This is a genomic window from Pantoea sp. Morm (genome assembly GCF_016643525.1).
GTDB classification, from domain to species: domain Bacteria; phylum Pseudomonadota; class Gammaproteobacteria; order Enterobacterales; family Enterobacteriaceae; genus Pantoea; species Pantoea dispersa.
Map to the genome: position 1 here is coordinate 1 of NZ_VOQX01000019.1, position 15,230 is coordinate 15,230.

The 15,230-nt window shown below is 59.2% G+C and carries 14 protein-coding genes; all 14 read right to left on the bottom strand.

All coding sequences use genetic code 11. The features are described 5' to 3' along the window. Positions 1–244 (bottom strand): contractile injection system protein, VgrG/Pvc8 family (locus FT726_RS08995; RefSeq protein WP_346302685.1); only part of this gene is annotated, 244 nt, incomplete at its 3' end. Between the two features lie 16 nt (positions 245–260). Continuing rightward, on the bottom strand, positions 261–1,718 hold the full coding sequence (locus FT726_RS09000) for a serine/threonine-protein kinase (RefSeq protein ID WP_166720571.1): 1,458 nt from the start codon (positions 1,716–1,718) through the stop codon (positions 261–263). Positions 1,719–1,747: 29 nt separating this feature from the next. Beyond that, entirely contained in the window at positions 1,748–4,357 is a 2,610-nt protein-coding gene (gene tssH, locus FT726_RS09005) for a type VI secretion system ATPase TssH (RefSeq protein WP_282996619.1), read from the bottom strand. A 54-nt stretch (positions 4,358–4,411) separates the two neighbouring features. Further along, the gene (gene tssG / locus FT726_RS09010) at positions 4,412–5,458 is read right to left on the bottom strand and encodes a type VI secretion system baseplate subunit TssG (RefSeq protein ID WP_288424650.1); all 1,047 of its coding nucleotides are present in this window, start codon (positions 5,456–5,458) and stop codon (positions 4,412–4,414) included. Next, on the bottom strand, positions 5,455–7,329 hold the full coding sequence (gene tssF / locus FT726_RS09015; RefSeq protein WP_346302686.1) for a type VI secretion system baseplate subunit TssF: 1,875 nt from the start codon (positions 7,327–7,329) through the stop codon (positions 5,455–5,457). Before tssF ends, tssG begins: the two co-directional genes overlap by 4 nt. Before the next feature lie 2 nt (positions 7,330–7,331). Beyond that, positions 7,332–7,907 carry a type VI secretion system baseplate subunit TssE gene (gene tssE, locus FT726_RS09020; protein ID WP_021506795.1) on the bottom strand — a complete coding sequence of 192 codons (576 nt, stop codon included), beginning with the start codon at positions 7,905–7,907 and terminating at the stop codon, positions 7,332–7,334. Next, on the bottom strand, positions 7,897–8,721 hold the full coding sequence (locus FT726_RS09025; protein WP_282996620.1) for a type VI secretion system accessory protein TagJ: 825 nt from the start codon (positions 8,719–8,721) through the stop codon (positions 7,897–7,899). The genes tssE and FT726_RS09025 overlap by 11 nt, the downstream gene beginning before the upstream one ends. 16 nt (positions 8,722–8,737) lie before the next feature. Continuing rightward, the gene (locus FT726_RS09030; RefSeq protein WP_211727500.1) at positions 8,738–9,715 is read right to left on the bottom strand and encodes a hypothetical protein; all 978 of its coding nucleotides are present in this window, start codon (positions 9,713–9,715) and stop codon (positions 8,738–8,740) included. 10 nt (positions 9,716–9,725) lie between these two features. Further along, positions 9,726–10,517: a PP2C family serine/threonine-protein phosphatase gene (locus FT726_RS09035; RefSeq protein WP_021506792.1), complete on the bottom strand. Its 792-nt coding sequence runs from the start codon at positions 10,515–10,517 to the stop codon at positions 9,726–9,728. Then, the gene (gene tagH / locus FT726_RS09040) at positions 10,514–12,334 is read right to left on the bottom strand and encodes a type VI secretion system-associated FHA domain protein TagH (protein ID WP_346302687.1); all 1,821 of its coding nucleotides are present in this window, start codon (positions 12,332–12,334) and stop codon (positions 10,514–10,516) included. Before tagH ends, FT726_RS09035 begins: the two co-directional genes overlap by 4 nt. A 366-nt stretch (positions 12,335–12,700) precedes the next feature. Next, positions 12,701–13,102 carry a hypothetical protein gene (locus FT726_RS09045; protein WP_021506790.1) on the bottom strand — a complete coding sequence of 134 codons (402 nt, stop codon included), beginning with the start codon at positions 13,100–13,102 and terminating at the stop codon, positions 12,701–12,703. A gap of 67 nt (positions 13,103–13,169) precedes the next feature. Further along, positions 13,170–13,583, bottom strand: coding sequence for a hypothetical protein (locus FT726_RS09050; protein WP_021506789.1), 414 nt, complete (start codon positions 13,581–13,583; stop codon positions 13,170–13,172). Then, complete coding sequence (locus FT726_RS09055) at positions 13,580–14,572, bottom strand: hypothetical protein (RefSeq protein WP_346302688.1); 993 nt, start codon at positions 14,570–14,572, stop codon at positions 13,580–13,582. Before FT726_RS09055 ends, FT726_RS09050 begins: the two co-directional genes overlap by 4 nt. A 149-nt stretch (positions 14,573–14,721) precedes the next feature. Then, entirely contained in the window at positions 14,722–15,204 is a 483-nt protein-coding gene (locus FT726_RS09060) for a type VI secretion system tube protein Hcp (RefSeq protein WP_021313206.1), read from the bottom strand. Positions 15,205–15,230 lie beyond the last annotated feature (26 nt).

The following is a 15,230-nucleotide window of genomic DNA, read 5'->3' on the forward strand; positions in this document are numbered from 1 at the left end:
TCAGCTCCTCGCTGCGCACCGCCACCCGCGTGATTTTCCCGTTGAGGTAGCGCGGCGACAGCAGGCTCTGCGTCGGCAGCGTGAACGTGACCGGCTGCCCCAGCAGCGCGTGCCGGTCGATGCGCGCGTCCGTGGCCAGCAGCTCGGCGTTCAGCTCAAACGACTGCGACAGCGCCTCGGCGCCGGTGAGTTTCCAGAACAGCAGGCCGTCCATCGGCAGCTGTGCGGTGATGCGTGAGAACATAATAAATCCCTGATGATTAACTGTGTGGATCGAGCAACCAGACGCCTTCTTCGCTGATGGTCAGCGTTTGCTCGCGCGTGCCGCCCTGGCCGCTGATGGCAAAGGTATAATTGCCTGGCGCCAGCTGCAGCGCGGCAAAACCGTTGGCAGCAGGCACCAGCGCCTGCGGTTTGCCATTCACCTGGACGCGTTCGCCCTGCTGCAGCTTGATGTAAACCTGCGCGACCGGCTCCGGCGGCGGTGCAGGCTGCGGCTCCGCTTCGCGCGGTTTTTCCGGCGTTACCGCTGCCGTTGCGGCTGGCGCTGACGACGCTGAAGGTGAAACTGCAGGATCAGCAGCTGGCGCGCTGTTTTGCACCGTCTCTGCCGGCGCCGCAGGCTCATCGCCCCCGGACATCAGCAGCCCCACGCACAATCCCACCAGCACGCCCGCGGCCACCAGCCCCGGCAGCGCAAAGCGATGGCGCAGCAGCGATTTCACCGGCGAAAGCGTTTCGGCTTCGTTCGCCTCTTCCACCGGCACCAGCATGGTGCCCGGTCCGCTGATTTTGGCGCTCAGCAGCGGTTCCGGTTCGCGCTCTGGCAGCGCCATCAGCCCGGCAAAAGCATCAATATCCTGCGGCCGATCTTCCGGTTTGAGCGCCAGCGCGCTGTCTACCGCCGTCAGCAAGGCCTGGGAGTAGCCCGGCAGGCGGCGCGCGGCCAGCGGCTGGTAGTTATCTTCGATGCTGCGCACCACGCTCACCGGCGGTGGCGCCCCGGTGATAAGCGTGTGCAGCACCGCGCCCAGCGCGTAAATATCCGTCCACGCGCCCTGTTCGCTTTCATCGTTATCGCTGTATTGCTCGATGGGCGCATAGCCCGGACGCAGCATGGTTTCGCTCTCATCCGACAGGTTACCAATGGTTTTACGCGCGGAGCCAAAATCCAGCAGCACCGGCTCGCCGCTGCTCTGAATCTGGATGTTATCCAGCGAGATATCGCGGTGCAGGTAACCGGCGTCGTGGATGGTTTTGATCGCACCCAGCAGCGGTGGCAGCAGGCGACGAATCCAGGCTTCATCCACCAGCTGCGGATTGCGCTCGCGCAGGTTCGATAAGGTGGTGCCGCTGTAAAACACCGTGCCCATATAAGCGGTGTCGTTCTGCACCCAGAAACGCAGCACGTGCAACAGATTTGGATGGTTGAAGCGGGCCAGCAGGCGCGCCTCCTGAATAAAGCTGTTCAGCCCGGCATGAAAGGTTTTGCTAAAGCGTTCGCTGCGCAGCACCAGATTCAGGTCATCGCTGCGCACCGCCAGCGAAGCCGGCATAAACTCTTTGATGGCGATATCACGCTCCAGCTGATGATCCCAGGCACGATAAACAATGCCAAAGCCGCCACCACCGATCACTTCTTTAATTTCAAACTCATTGAAACGGTAACCCACCGGCAGAGCGTTGGGTACATTGAGGGGATTATCGTGTTCCGACATTTTCGAAAACTCTCTGATCACTAACGGCTTTAGACATCGAACTGGCAAACAAACTCGCCCTGCTCACAGCGTACCTGCACGCGACGATAGCGTTCATCGCGGGCGTGGGCGCTGAGCAGCATCTGGCTCATCTGCGGCAACAGGGTATTGGTAAGGATGGCGTCGACCATGCGGCCACCGGACTCCACTTCAGTGCAGCGCTGCACGATCTGGCTGATGACCGAATCGTCAATCTGCGCGCTGATGCCGTGGTTGTCGGCGAGGCGCTGAACAATACGGCCCAGCTGCAGCCGGACGATTTCCGCCAGCATCGCGTCGCTCAGCGGGTAATACGGCACCACCAGCAGGCGACCCAGCAGCGCCGGCGGGAACACCTCCAGCAGCGGTTTGCGCAGCGCGGTGCTCAGCGCTTCCGGATCCGGCATCAGCTCCGGATCGGCGCACATCGCGCTGATCAGCTGCGTACCGACGTTGGAGGTCAGAATAATGATGGTGTTACGGAAGTCGATATGGCGCCCTTCGCCATCCTCCATCCAGCCTTTATCGAACACCTGGAAGAACAGCTCGTGCACATCCGGATGCGCCTTCTCAATCTCATCCAGCAGCACCACGCTGTAGGGACGACGCCGCACCGCTTCGGTCAGCACGCCGCCTTCGCCATAGCCCACGTAGCCCGGCGGTGCGCCTTTCAGGGTGGAAACGGTGTGGGCTTCCTGAAACTCGCTCATGTTGATGGTGATGATGTTCTGCTCGCCGCCGTACAGCGACTCGGCCAGCGCCAGCGCGGTTTCGGTTTTGCCGACGCCGGAGGGACCGCACAGCATAAAGACGCCGACCGGTTTGTTCGGATTGTCGAGGCGCGCGCGTGAGGTGCGCACGCGTTTGGCGATCAGATCGAGACCGTGACGCTGGCCAATCACGCGCTGGTTGAGCGTATCGGCGAGATTGAGCACCGCGTCGATTTCGTTTTTCACCATGCGCCCCAGCGGAATCCCGGTCCAGTCTGCGACCACGGCGGCCACCACGCTGGCATCCACGGCGGCAAACAGCAGCGGCGCTTCGCCCTGCAGCTGTTGCAGCTGCTGTTGCGTCGCGTCCAGCTCATCGCGCAGCGCGGCTTCGCCCTCCGTCACGCAGCGCGCCCGCAGCGCAATCAGCTGATCGACCAGTTCACGCTCCTGCTGCCAGCGCTGCTGCAGCGCATCGCGCTCGGTTTCCAGCGTTGCGCGCTGGGCGGCAACCGCCTGCGAACGCGCCGCATCGCCCAGCCCGACTTTGCTTTCGCGCGCAATGATCTCCGCTTCAATCTCCAGCGCGGCCAGACGATGCAGGCAATCTTCCAGTGCCGCAGGCTGTGCGCCCTGGCTCACCGCCACGCGTGCGCAGGCGGTGTCCAGCAGCGCCACCGCTTTGTCCGGCAGCTGGCGCGCCGGAATGTAACGGTGCGACAGCTTCACCGCCGCGCTGACCGCCTCATCCAGCAGCAGTACCTGATGATGCTTCTCCAGCGCGCTGACGGTGCTGCGCAGCATCAGAATCGCTTTGGCTTCATCCGGCTCCTGCACCTGCACGGTCTGGAAACGACGCGTCAGCGCCGGATCTTTCTCAATGTACTTTTTGTATTCGGCCCAGGTGGTGGCACCGATGGTGCGCAGCTGGCCGCGCGCCAGCGCCGGTTTCAGCAGGTTGGCGGCATCGCCGGTGCCCTGCTGGCCGCCGGCACCGACCAGCGTGTGGATTTCGTCGACGAACAGCACAATCGGCGTCGGGCTGGACTGCACTTCATTAATCAGCGCCTGCAGGCGCGCTTCAAATTCGCCTTTCATGCCGGCACCGGCCTGCAGCATGCCGATATCCAGCAGCCACAGCTGCACATCCCGCAGCGGAGCCGGTACGTCGCCTGCGGCAATACGCAGCGCCAGGCCTTCGACCACCGCGGTTTTGCCAACGCCCGCTTCGCCGGTCAGCAGCGGGTTGTTCTGCCGGCGACGCATCAGAATATCCACCATCTGGCGGATCTCTTCATCACGGCCGGTGACCGGATCGATGCGTCCTTCGCGTGCACGCGCGGTGAGATCCTGCGCGTACTGCGCCAGCGTGCTGGTGCTGGCTGCCGGTGCGGCACTCTCCGCGCCCGGCTGTGCCACCAGCGCCTGCTGTGCTTCTTTACTGCTGGCGAGCAGCGTGTCGAACTGCTCCAGCAGCGCATCAGCATTGATACGGCCAAACTGGCCGGAGATGCCTTTCAGCACGCTGGCGAGGTTGAAGGTTTTGAGCATGCCAATCAGCAGATGGCCGCCGCGAATGCGCGTCGCACCGTACTTCAGCGAGGCGTAGACCCAGGCGCGCTCGACGGCGCTGTCGATGTGTTCGGCGAGATCGGAAACCGCGCTCGCACCGCGCGGCAGGCGGTCGAGCGCCGCGACGATATCCCGCGTCAGCGCGTTTTCATCCAGTGAAAAATGGCTGATCACCCGCTGTAAGTCGCCATCCTGCTGCTGCATCAGCTGGTGCAGCCAGTGCACCAGTTCAACATAAGGATTACCGCGCAGTTTACAAAAGGCGGTGGCGCTTTCCAGCGAGGTAAATAACAGCGTATCCAGTTTGCCGAATAACACGGCACGGCTGATTTCTGACATATCGGGTCTCTTTAATGAAAGAAGCAGGCTGTGTAACAGGGAAAAGCGATTGGGCTAGCTTGCGGCTGCCTCAACCTCAAACATGAAATCTTCGCGATCCTGCGGCTGTGGCGCGTGTCCCAGCCAGCTGGTGTAGCCCAGCCGGGCATTGCCTCCCAGCGTGACGCTCTGCACCTCTTCCGCCGCCAGGATCAGGCTGAGGTCCCACTGCATCTCGATGCCGAGATAGTGACGCACCCAGTCGCGCACTTCGCGCGCGCCCGGCGCATCCGGCAGAAAGTGGGCATACTGCTGCGCGCTCAGCGGACCGAGCCGCAGGCGAAAACGGTGCTGCACATCGCGCACCGCCACACCAAGGAACGCCGATTCGCCCAGCCGCGGCATCTGGCGTCCGGCTCCCAGCCGCGCCTGATCGCGCGCGTCCAGCGTCAGCCACTGCGGCACGTTCTGTGCCAGCTGCACCGGTACGCCAAAGTAGTGACGCAGAATGCGTACCAGCCCTTCAGCGTCGTGACCGTGGCGGCTAAGATGGCCGACCAGCATCAGCCGCGCATGCAGGCTGAGCGAACTGGCCTGCTGCTGCGCCGGTAAACCGATGCCGGCCAGACAGGCAAGGTAATCAACAAAGCGGCTGTTATCGGCGCGATCCAGCGAGACGGCCGGCTGCGCATCGGCCCAGGCGCGATAAAACAGCAGCGTGGCGCGATGGTGAAAGATGTCGGCAAATGCCGCCAGGCTGTGATCCTGATGGTGCACGATGCGTTCGTGCACATATTCTGTCAGGTGGGTCGGCAGCGGACCGTTGGGGCCAAACAGGCCAAAGCTGTAAATCGCCACGTCATGGCGCGCGTCCTCTGCGCGCGGCTGCACGCTGGCCAGCGTTGCCGGGGCAAACGCCAGCGACGGTTTCTGACCAATGCGCAGCGCTTCGAACTTCGGCAGCGGCGCACGTCCCAGCGGATAGCGCTGGCCGCCCTGCGCATCCAGCCGGCGCAGCAGCTGAAACAGATCGTAGCGCCACGGTGCCGCCATCACTGCCTGCCAGAAATCGTCCGGCAGCCGCTGGGCGCGCTGCAGCGGAATGATCTGCGCCTCGCTCATAGCAGCGCCTTCCTGCCCATGCGCGGCGGCCAGTAGCCTACCTCGCCGCGCTGCTGGCTGTTGAGGGTGAATTCGGTAAAGCTATTCAGCGCCACCAGCCGGCTGCACACGCGTTCCAGCACGCTGCCGAGCAGCCACGGGCTGGCACCGGAAAACGCCTGTTCGTCGACCTCCAGCGTGATGCTGACGCCGCGCGCAAACACCACCGGGCCCGGTTCCGGCACCCGGCGATTGACCGCGCTGAGCTGGCAGTGGCGAATACCGTCAATCTGGCGCGCCACCGCCGCTTCGGCGAGATTAGCGTACAGGCTCAGCAGCTGGCGCAGCGCGGCGGCACCCTGGCCGTCGCTGCTGTCCATCAGGCTCAGGTAGTTCATCTGCAGGTGGCTGATCAGACGCCACGCGGAGAGCCCTTCGGCCAGCGCCGGACGCGGCGGCGTCGGGCCTTTACACAACTTCAGCTGACCGACCGGGATCGAATCCGGCATGACGAAATTGCCCTGCTCCTGCTGCAACAGCATCAGCGGCAGATCGCGGCTGGTGCAGAGCACGTCTGCCGACAGGTAGCGCATGTCGTCGCGCCACGGCGTGTGATGCTCATCCACCAGCGACAAAAACACTTCCGAGCCGATATAGCCGGTGCGCGTGCCGTAACGCTGCGCCTGCTCAGACAGCGTGCGCTGCTCGCGGCGCAGCGAGAAATAAGCACCGTAATCGTTGTCGTCGCCGCTGAAGGTGCTCCAGAAGGGGCGGAATAACTGCTCTTCGCGCTTGCCCTCAACGGTGGCGAACAGCCGCTGCACCGAGTGCACTTCGTAGTCCAGCGGCCGGATGTTATCCACCACCAGATGATATTCGTGCTGGCTGTCGCTGACCTTCAGGCGCTCGGCCGTTTTGGGAAACAGGTTGATCACCGGCGTGCAGTGCAATGCCAGATGGCTGCTGTCCACCACGCTTTCCAGCGCGCTGTCAGCCTTATCCAGCAGGATGATAATGTCGAATTCCTGTGCGTTATCGCAGCGGCGCAGAAACGGTGCCAGCTGGCTCAGGTTGATGAACTGGAAACGTGCCGGAAAGGCAAAATACTCCTGCAGCAGCCGGTAGCCGTCGAAGTTACGCAGATCGTCCGGCAGCAGCGCCTGCTCTGGCGCAAAGCCTTCCTGCTGTAGCGAGTCATCCGGCAGCACCTGGCGCAGCGGTTTCTGTTCGACCGATTGCAGCACGATGCCGACGCGGTGCTGCATCAGCAGCTCCAGCAGTTTCTGCGCCTGAATGTCCGGGCCGCTGAGATACAGCATTAAATCGGCGACATTCAGCTGGCTGAGCGACGAAATGCCTTCGCAGGCGATACGCACGCGCAGCGCGCTGGCGGCACCGCGACCGCTGAGCTTCAGTTCGCCCAGCGGCAGATCGCCCGGCACGCCGCCGAGTGAAACGTCGCTGATGCGCAGCGGATGCAGCGTGACATCGTGCGCCGTGGTGTAGCTGCAGGTGACGCCGCTTTTTTTCAGGTGCTGGCTCTCCATCATGGTGCCGCGCGGCACGTGGAAGCCATTGCTGATGTCGCCTTTGCGGCTGTCCGGCGTGAGCTGTGCAATCGCCATCGACGGCGTAGGTGACAGATAAGACGGCGCAATCATCTCCAGCAGCCGCTGTGAAAAGCGCGGGAATTCGGCGTCCATTTTGAGCTGCACGCGCGACGTGAGGAAAGCAAAGCCCTCCATCAGCCGCTCAACGTAAGGATCGGCGACTTCGATGCCGCGCATCCCCAGCCGCCCGGCGACTTTTGGATAGCGCGCAGCGAACTCCGCGCCCAGCTCACGCAGATAGGCCAGTTCGCGGTTGTAGTAGTCGAGCAGTTTGCTGTCCATGATTAACCTGCATCCAGTAGTTCAAAATGACCGCTTTCCAGATCAACCTGGGTGCGGAACAGAAACTCCAGCGGATAAGGCACGCACCACAGGCGGCCTTTGATCTCAATCGATAACACGTTGTGCAGGCTGAGCGACTTCAGATCGCTGACGCAGCGTACCTGCAGCCCCTGCGGCAGAATGCGCGGCTCGAAATGCAGAATGGCATCGGTCATTTTGCGCTGCATATCCTGCCATTCGATGTCGGAGATATTCTGTCCGGCCAGCGGCGCCACGCCAAAATTCCACACCGAGCGCTGCACTTCACCAAAGGCGCTGAGATCCTGCTGGGCTTCGTTGTTGATGGTGTTAAACAGCCACTGCAGATCGCGCAGCACGTGGCGGCGCAGCGTGCTGTGGGAAATCAGCGTGGTATTGCTGGCTTCGCTCTGCTTGTCCGGCGCGTTGTCAGTCAGACGATCGAGTAACGAGGATTGCAACTTGTCGCGCGCGGTTAGCGCATCGCGATTTTTACGCGCGCGGAAACCGCCATGCAGCTGGGCATAGCCGTCGTTGTGCGAGCTGTTATCACGGCTCATCGCTGCCGCCTGGCTGGAACGTCAGCTGCTGCAGCGTCAGCAGCGGATACTCGCCGCTGTCGCTCAGCCACAGCTTCTGGCCGTGACCGGTAAACTGGCTGTCATCGTGGCCCAGCGGCTGCCATTCCGTGACGCTGGCGCGCAGGTAGCGCTCATCCGCCCCCGGCAGCAGCGGGTAGCGCACCGGGATCTGGCAAATCTGCTCGCTGCCATCTACCAGCTGCACGCGCGTATGGCGCCAGACCAAATCGGTGACGCTGGCAGGCGCCTGAAATTCCATCTCGCGGATCGCGGCGAACGGAATCCAGTAGTAGCGGCCGTTGGCGATGGCTTCGCACACCGGCCCGAAGCGGCTGTCGCCGTCCATCAGCCACGCGAAGTCTGCCGTCTGTTCCTGCTGTTGCAGCTGACCCGGATTGGCTTCGGCCTGCGCCAGCGCGGCGGCACGTTGCTCCGCACCCAGCGCGAAGTCACCGCGGATGTCGGCGGTCAGCGCAGCCAGCAGGGTTTCACACCACGCCCACGCGCTGCCCGGCAGTTGCGGCTGCGCCGCGCCGCGCAGTACCGCTTCACGCTGCTGCTCACCGGCAATGGCCTGCTGCAGTAAGGTGACGGTCGGCTGCGCCTGGGGCGTCAGCGCCAGCCACGATTGCAGCTGGGTTTGCGCGCGCGTCCAGTTGCCCGCCAGGCACAGCAGCTGCACAAACGCCGCGCGCAGGTCGGCACTGGCCGGGCTGGCCTGAATCTGGCGGGTGATATCGGCGAGGTTATCGGCCAGTGAGGCACTGGCCAGGCGCGATTGTAACGACTCCATGCAAGCTCCTTTTGCGTTAGTTGATGGTGCGGTAAACCGCGGCAGCGGGATCTTTCAGCTCCGGATGCAGCTGCTCTACCAGCTGGACTTTCAGCGGTGCGCTGGCGCTCAGCCACGGCGACCACACTTTGCGTACTTCCTGCAGCCGTGCGCGCAGTGCGCTCTCATCGGCGGCATCGCTGGCGGGCATCTGCACCACCACCTGATCCGGTGCCTGCCAGCCGTTGAACTGGCTGCTGAACGGCAGCACCAGCCAGCTGTCTGGCGACTTCTCGTTGCTCAGCACCATGCGTTCGCTGTTGACGGTAGTGATGCTGAGCTCGGCGCTCTGCTGTTTGTTATTCAGGCCGGCAATCGGGAAGCCCTGCAGGAACGTCACCACCACGCTTTTCGCCGCACCGTTGCCCATCTGCATCAGGCTGCTGCGGCCGCTCAGCCAGCCATCCTGACCGCAGCTCAGACCCTGTTTGGACGGCACGAACAGCGCGCTGGTCTGCGCCGGATGCTGCCACCAGGTGCGGAAGTGACAGCCGTCGAGCAGGCTGAACTGCAGCCACGGCGTGGTATCGGCCTGCGGCGAGTTGAGCACCGGCGCGGCAGGGGCAACCGCAGCGGTCTCTGGCTGCTGCACGGGCGCGGGCGGCGGCGTTACCACCGTTTGCCACTGCTGCGCTTTGGCAGCGCTGCCGCTGGCGATCGGGTTGCCGTCATCATCATTGAGCGCCCAGTTGAGCTGCTGCAGCGCTTTACACTGCGATGCCATCAGCCCGGCGACGCGCGGCAGAAAATCCTCCAGCGCCGCGACGTTTTTCGCGCCGTGGGTGACGATGCGCAGATCAACATTGCGCTTACACCAGCTCGCCAGCTGGTTATCTTTCACGTCATCAATCCAGACATCCAGTTTCTGTGCCGGGGACTGCACGATGCGATAGTTCTCAGCAAATGCGTGCGTGCTGAGCAGCAGCGCAGCCAGACCCAGTAATCCATGTTTCATGTTGGCGTTCTCAATCTCGAAGAGGGAAAAACTGCGCCGCTTCGGACAGCGAGTGCAGTAAGGTGGTGTCCTGCGGTGAGCCAATCCAGACGGCCAGCGCGCTGAAGTTATCCTGCTGACCGTTATCCGGCTGACCGTTGCGAATGATTTGCTGCATCAGCGTCAGCCACTCTTCCGGCGTATTGACCATGTGCAGCGACTGCTGCATCTGCTCCAGCGTCACGCCGTGCCAGAAGCCATCGGTGCACAGCAAAAAGGCGTCGCCGTCTTCTATTTCCACCACATCGCTGTAGCTGGCGTCGCGCTGCTCATCGCCCATGCCAAGGGCAAAATAGAGCAGGTTACTGTTGATACCTTCGGTCTGGTGGCCGGCATCTTTCATCTGCTGCACCAGGCTATGGTCGGTAGTCACGTGATAGAGGTAGCCGCGGCGAAACAGATACAGCCGGCTGTCGCCCGCATGCGCCCAGTAGGCCAGCTCGTAGTCGCGGTCGACAAACAGGCTGACCAGCGTAGTGCCCATGCGGCTGTGCTCGCTGCTGGCTTTCTGCTGCTGGCGAATCGCGTGATTCGCGTGGTTGACGTAGTTGCGAATCGACTGCGCATCCAGGTGCGCGTTACCGTCGAACGCCTCCATCAGGCTGCTGCGCGCGATGCGGGCGGCCACGTCGCCGCCGGGAAATCCTGCTACGCCGTCGCACACCACGAAGCAGGCTGAGCGTTCGCCGATTACCTCACCGGTTTGATCCTGATTGCTGGCGCGGTCGCCCTGATTCGACGTGGAAGCAATGGTGATATTCATGCGTCATCCGTGTGGGTTTGTGAATCTTTGTACTGATTAACTTCCAGGTCGTAGGCATGCAGGAAAGCTTCGCCGAACAGGGTATGGAAATCGTCCTCAATCTCGCCCGCCGTCTCGCCGTAGCGCTCAACAAAATGCTCCCACAGCGCGGCTTTGCGGCTGCCCGGCAGGCCGAGGCGCGACAGCGATCCCGCCTGGCGGGCTTCCTCTTCCAGCTGATCCGGATTAAAGGATTGCAGCATCGAAGCGATAATGGCGCGGATCCCGGCGATCATGCCGAGCTGATGCGCCTGCAGATCGATCAGCGCATCACGCACCGCCTGACGCGGCGGCATGAAGCCCGGCATACGGCTGCCAAACATCTGCATCAGCACGGTTTTGCCGGACGGCAGCAGTTTGAACGGGTTGTTGGCGTCGTCGAGGATCACCGTCATATCCGCTTTAACGCCACGCTTAAGAATCGAGCGTGACGACAGCAGCGCAACGGTGCCCTGCGAGAACATGCTCAGCATCTGGCCAAACTGCAGCATCTGCTCGCGGTCGAACTGCGGCGTGGGCTGCAGATCGCGCAATCCCATGCCTTCCAGCAGTGCATCCAGCAGTTCGCCTTTCAGCGCGTCGCCGCTGTTGTGGCTGGCTGTCGCCTGGCTGGTGGGTGCCGCGTTCTGATGGCTGGAAGCCACCGGATCGATACGCAGCCGCCCTTTCGGCGTCGGCGACGGGACACGTTGCACCGCCTGTGGCGTGGGCAGCGTAATGCCGCCGTAATCCATCTGCGGCGCGACCGTCTCTGGCTGCTCCGCCTGCGGTTCGATCAGCGGCGACGTGGCCTGGGTTTCGGTGTCATCAAACAGTGGCGAACTGCTGAGATCCGCCAGCTCGACCGGTGCCGTCTCCGGCGAGGATTCACTGTGCGTTTCCGGCTGGGCGACGGGCTGCGGCTGTACCGTCTGTGCCGGCGCGATCTCCGGCTGCGCCAGCGGAACCGCATTGCCCATCATCAGGCCGAGCGGATCGTCGTGGTTGCGCACGTCGCTGCTGCTCTGGCTGCCAAACAGGCTGAGCGGATCGAGCTCGGTGGCACTTTCGACCTGCGGCTGCGCGGCGGCATTCTGCTGCGCCGACAGTGTGCTGGGGGTGCGATCGTCGAAGATACTTTCCTGCGCGAACAGCGCATCGCCTTCATCGAACAGGCTGGTGTTTTTCGGCTGCTGGCCAATATCCAGCGGCGCATCGTTCACCAGCTGAGCCAGCGGATCCTCCGGGTTGCGATCGAGGCTGGCCGGCGCGGTGAGCGGATTGGCCTCCGTCAGCACCTCGGCCGCTGCTTTGCGCTTCGACAGATCGTCGGAGATCGAGAACTCATTGGCGAGGCTGTCCCAGATCTCGCTGGGGATCGCGGCGGTGCTGGCATCCTTTTCCGCCGGTGGCACATCAGCCATTACCGGAGCCTGCACCACCGGCTGCGGTGCCAGCGTGGCGGCCTGCGGCTGCTGCGCGCCGTTGAGATCGTTGACCAGCAGCTGGTAATCATCGATGCCCAGCACGTCGCCATCCTGTAATTCCACCTGACGCCCGCGCTCCAGCGGGATGTCATTGAGCAGTACGCGCGTCACGTTGCCCCGGTTGGTGAGGCGGCATTCGCCCGCGGCGGTGATGTGCACAATCGCCTGCAGGCGAGAAATGGTGCGATCGTCATCCGGCAGCACCAGATTGTTGTCCACTCCGCGGCCAATGGTGCCGCCGGGCGGCATAAAGTCACAGCGGGTTTGCGGCGGCTGGTGGCCGGGTTTAGTCGTTATTATCGTAAAGCGCATAACGGGTTCCTGCGGTTAGCGGTTCGGCATCTATATTGCGCGGCTCTCCGGGAAAGACGCGGAATATAGGAAGCGGGTAATACGATGCTGTGTGCGATATAAGGTGAATGATGCTGTGCTTTATAGCGCGATGCGCTGTGTCATATTTGCTATTTAGTCTTTGAGTTGGCATAGAAATGATTGCAATTTTGTAGCGGCACAATGAATTGCGCGATGAATCGCGCCGCTACAATATGTGCGTGGCGCAGTGTCAGTACACCGGATCAAGACGATTAGCCGGGATGTAGCGACAACTGATTTATTCAAAATAAACAATGAAAGCAGACATATATGATTCTGAAAACTTCATTCAGTATACTGAAGAAATCAGTGCATCCGCTTATAAATTAAAATAGTTACGGCACCTAAAAATAATAGCAGCGCACTGATTAAGTTTAGGTTATGCACTATGAGCAACCATTTTATCTTTTCAGATGGGAGATTTTGAACAAAATTATATGTTTCAGCACTCACCCGCTCATTTTTCTTATGATACATGGTCACACCTTTATAAAGCCGTGCGAAATATGAGACCTTGTTATGATGAAATAATGATGGAAAATGATTAGCAACCTGCGTGATAATATCGTTCTGCAGGTTAATACGCTGAAACTCACTCATTATAAAATCAAATTTCCGCTGATTACTCTTGAACAGGATAAATGCCCATACTTGCAAAATGCAACCCGAGCCTATCAAAGCAGCTGATATTGATAGTAATAGGTCCACAGTAGTTTTCCATAATCATGACTGCCCCAGCTTCAGGAGCTATGTCCATCACAGATGCTGCGACTGATTAACTATAATAGTGCCTCCAGATTATAAACCCCACGCCTCCGCCAATCATGAAAAAGGCAGTAACCAGATTTAAAGTATGCAGACGCAGCAACCAGTTTATTTTTTCTTTAGGCAGGGACTGAATGAAATCATAGGTTTCCTTGTTTACCCTTTCATTCCTTTTATGATAAAGCATGACACCTTTATAAAGATAAGCAAAATAAGCTATTTTAAGCGGATGAAAGGATGCGCTAAAGTAAGAGGAAATATTCGTCGTGATGTCAAGCTGAAGATTTCTCTGTCGAAATTCAGACAAAATAACTTCGAATTTCTTGATATTTCTTCTAAAAATCACATAGCCAGAAATTTGTAAAACGATCGATAAAAGAAAAGAAAATACAGATAGAAAAATTAAAGCATCAGGAAAATTCATAAAATTTTATCCATTGTAAATCCTGTCAGCCAACCACCTACCTCGCCAGCAACATATCCACCTACAGCAGCTCCAACCAGTGAGCATGTAAGATAACCTATCGGTCCAGTACCTATTCCCAAAGCAACGCAAACAAACTGACCTGAGGCTGCACCAAATGTACCACCATAAACGCTTGCCATTGTACTCGCTGCAAATTTAGCGTATTCGGTTACGGCAACTTTAGCACACTCATTTTTCCGGTCCACCGTACAAGCCTGATAGACCTCATTCGTCGTATTTAAGGCACCAAATCCTACAGCTACCAACCCCCCGGCTTTCATAAACTTAGCTGCTTTCGCTGCACCATCTACGTAGGTTGAGTAGCCACGAATTGCTCCCACTCCAGCGGTTTGCCAGTCGTGCACAATGGATGAACTGGACAAATTCAATGCATGTTTAATTTTATCGTAGGGTCTCAAATTCAGAATCAATCGCGAAACGCGATTGAGCAGCTGTTCGAGTTCGCCAAACAGACGGCGACGCTCAACAAAAAACTGCTCACCAAATAGTGTGCCTGCCGTTAGGTACTGGTTGCGATAGGCATTTTCAATGGCAGTAAGTTTATTTGCTATTTCTGAGAAGTATTTCTCGCCTGCATCACCGATCAGACCCGAAGCTTGATCCATATAATTGGTAATAGCAGCGATCGAAGCATAATGCCGGTTGAAAAAGTCAGCCTCATCAACGGATAGATGCGCCAGACTATTGTTGGTTGTCGCTTTTGCCGTTGCCAGGGCACTCATTGCCGCAGGATGATTGTTTCCTTCCGGATCAGCAACGATCAGGATTTGTCCCGGTTTAGCCCATGCGACATCAGCATTTAACTGCAAAAAGTAATTTGCCGCCGGCATGTTGCGCGTACCGTACAGCCACATCGCTTGCTCGGTGAGGCTTCCAGGGCGTTGCACTACACAAAATCCCGGTTCGATGGAAGTTTTACCTGTCATCACAATCTCCTTTTGCAGTTAAATATTTATTTAGTTAAAAGATAATCTTATTAACATCTCTTCTGTAAGTTGTATCCCGCTCAATTATATTTTCAGATAAGTATTCTGAAATATTTATAGCGGCCCCACAGGGCCGCTTAATAAAGCAATTACGCTTCTTTATTTTCTTTGATGTTCCAGCCAGCGCTGCTTTCAGCGCCTTTACCACCTGAAGAGCTCTGCTCCCAGTATTGCTGCTTCACTTTGGCAGCCTGGAACGCGTAAGTCACGCTCAGGGTATCGCCATTAGCAGCACCGGTATAATCAACTTTTGACACCAGCACATCTTCCAGTGTGATACGTGCGTATTCAATCTGTGTGCCGCCTGCTTTGCATACGGACAGCTCTACTTTGCTGATATGCTTACCGCTGGCGCAATTTTTCAGGATTGCAGTGGTGGATTTGTCAATCAGTGCATTTACGCTCAGGTCAGCAAAATTTACTTTACCTGCACCACCGCCGCCGCCAACAGACATATTACCCGGCTGGTTAGCACCCCAGTTGAAAGAGGTGATATCGGTCCAGCCGGTGTGGTTGGAGTCTTTAGACTCGCCGGTCACACCATCAACTTTTAAAAACATATCAATAGCCATAATTATCTTCTCTTGCTTGATTTACG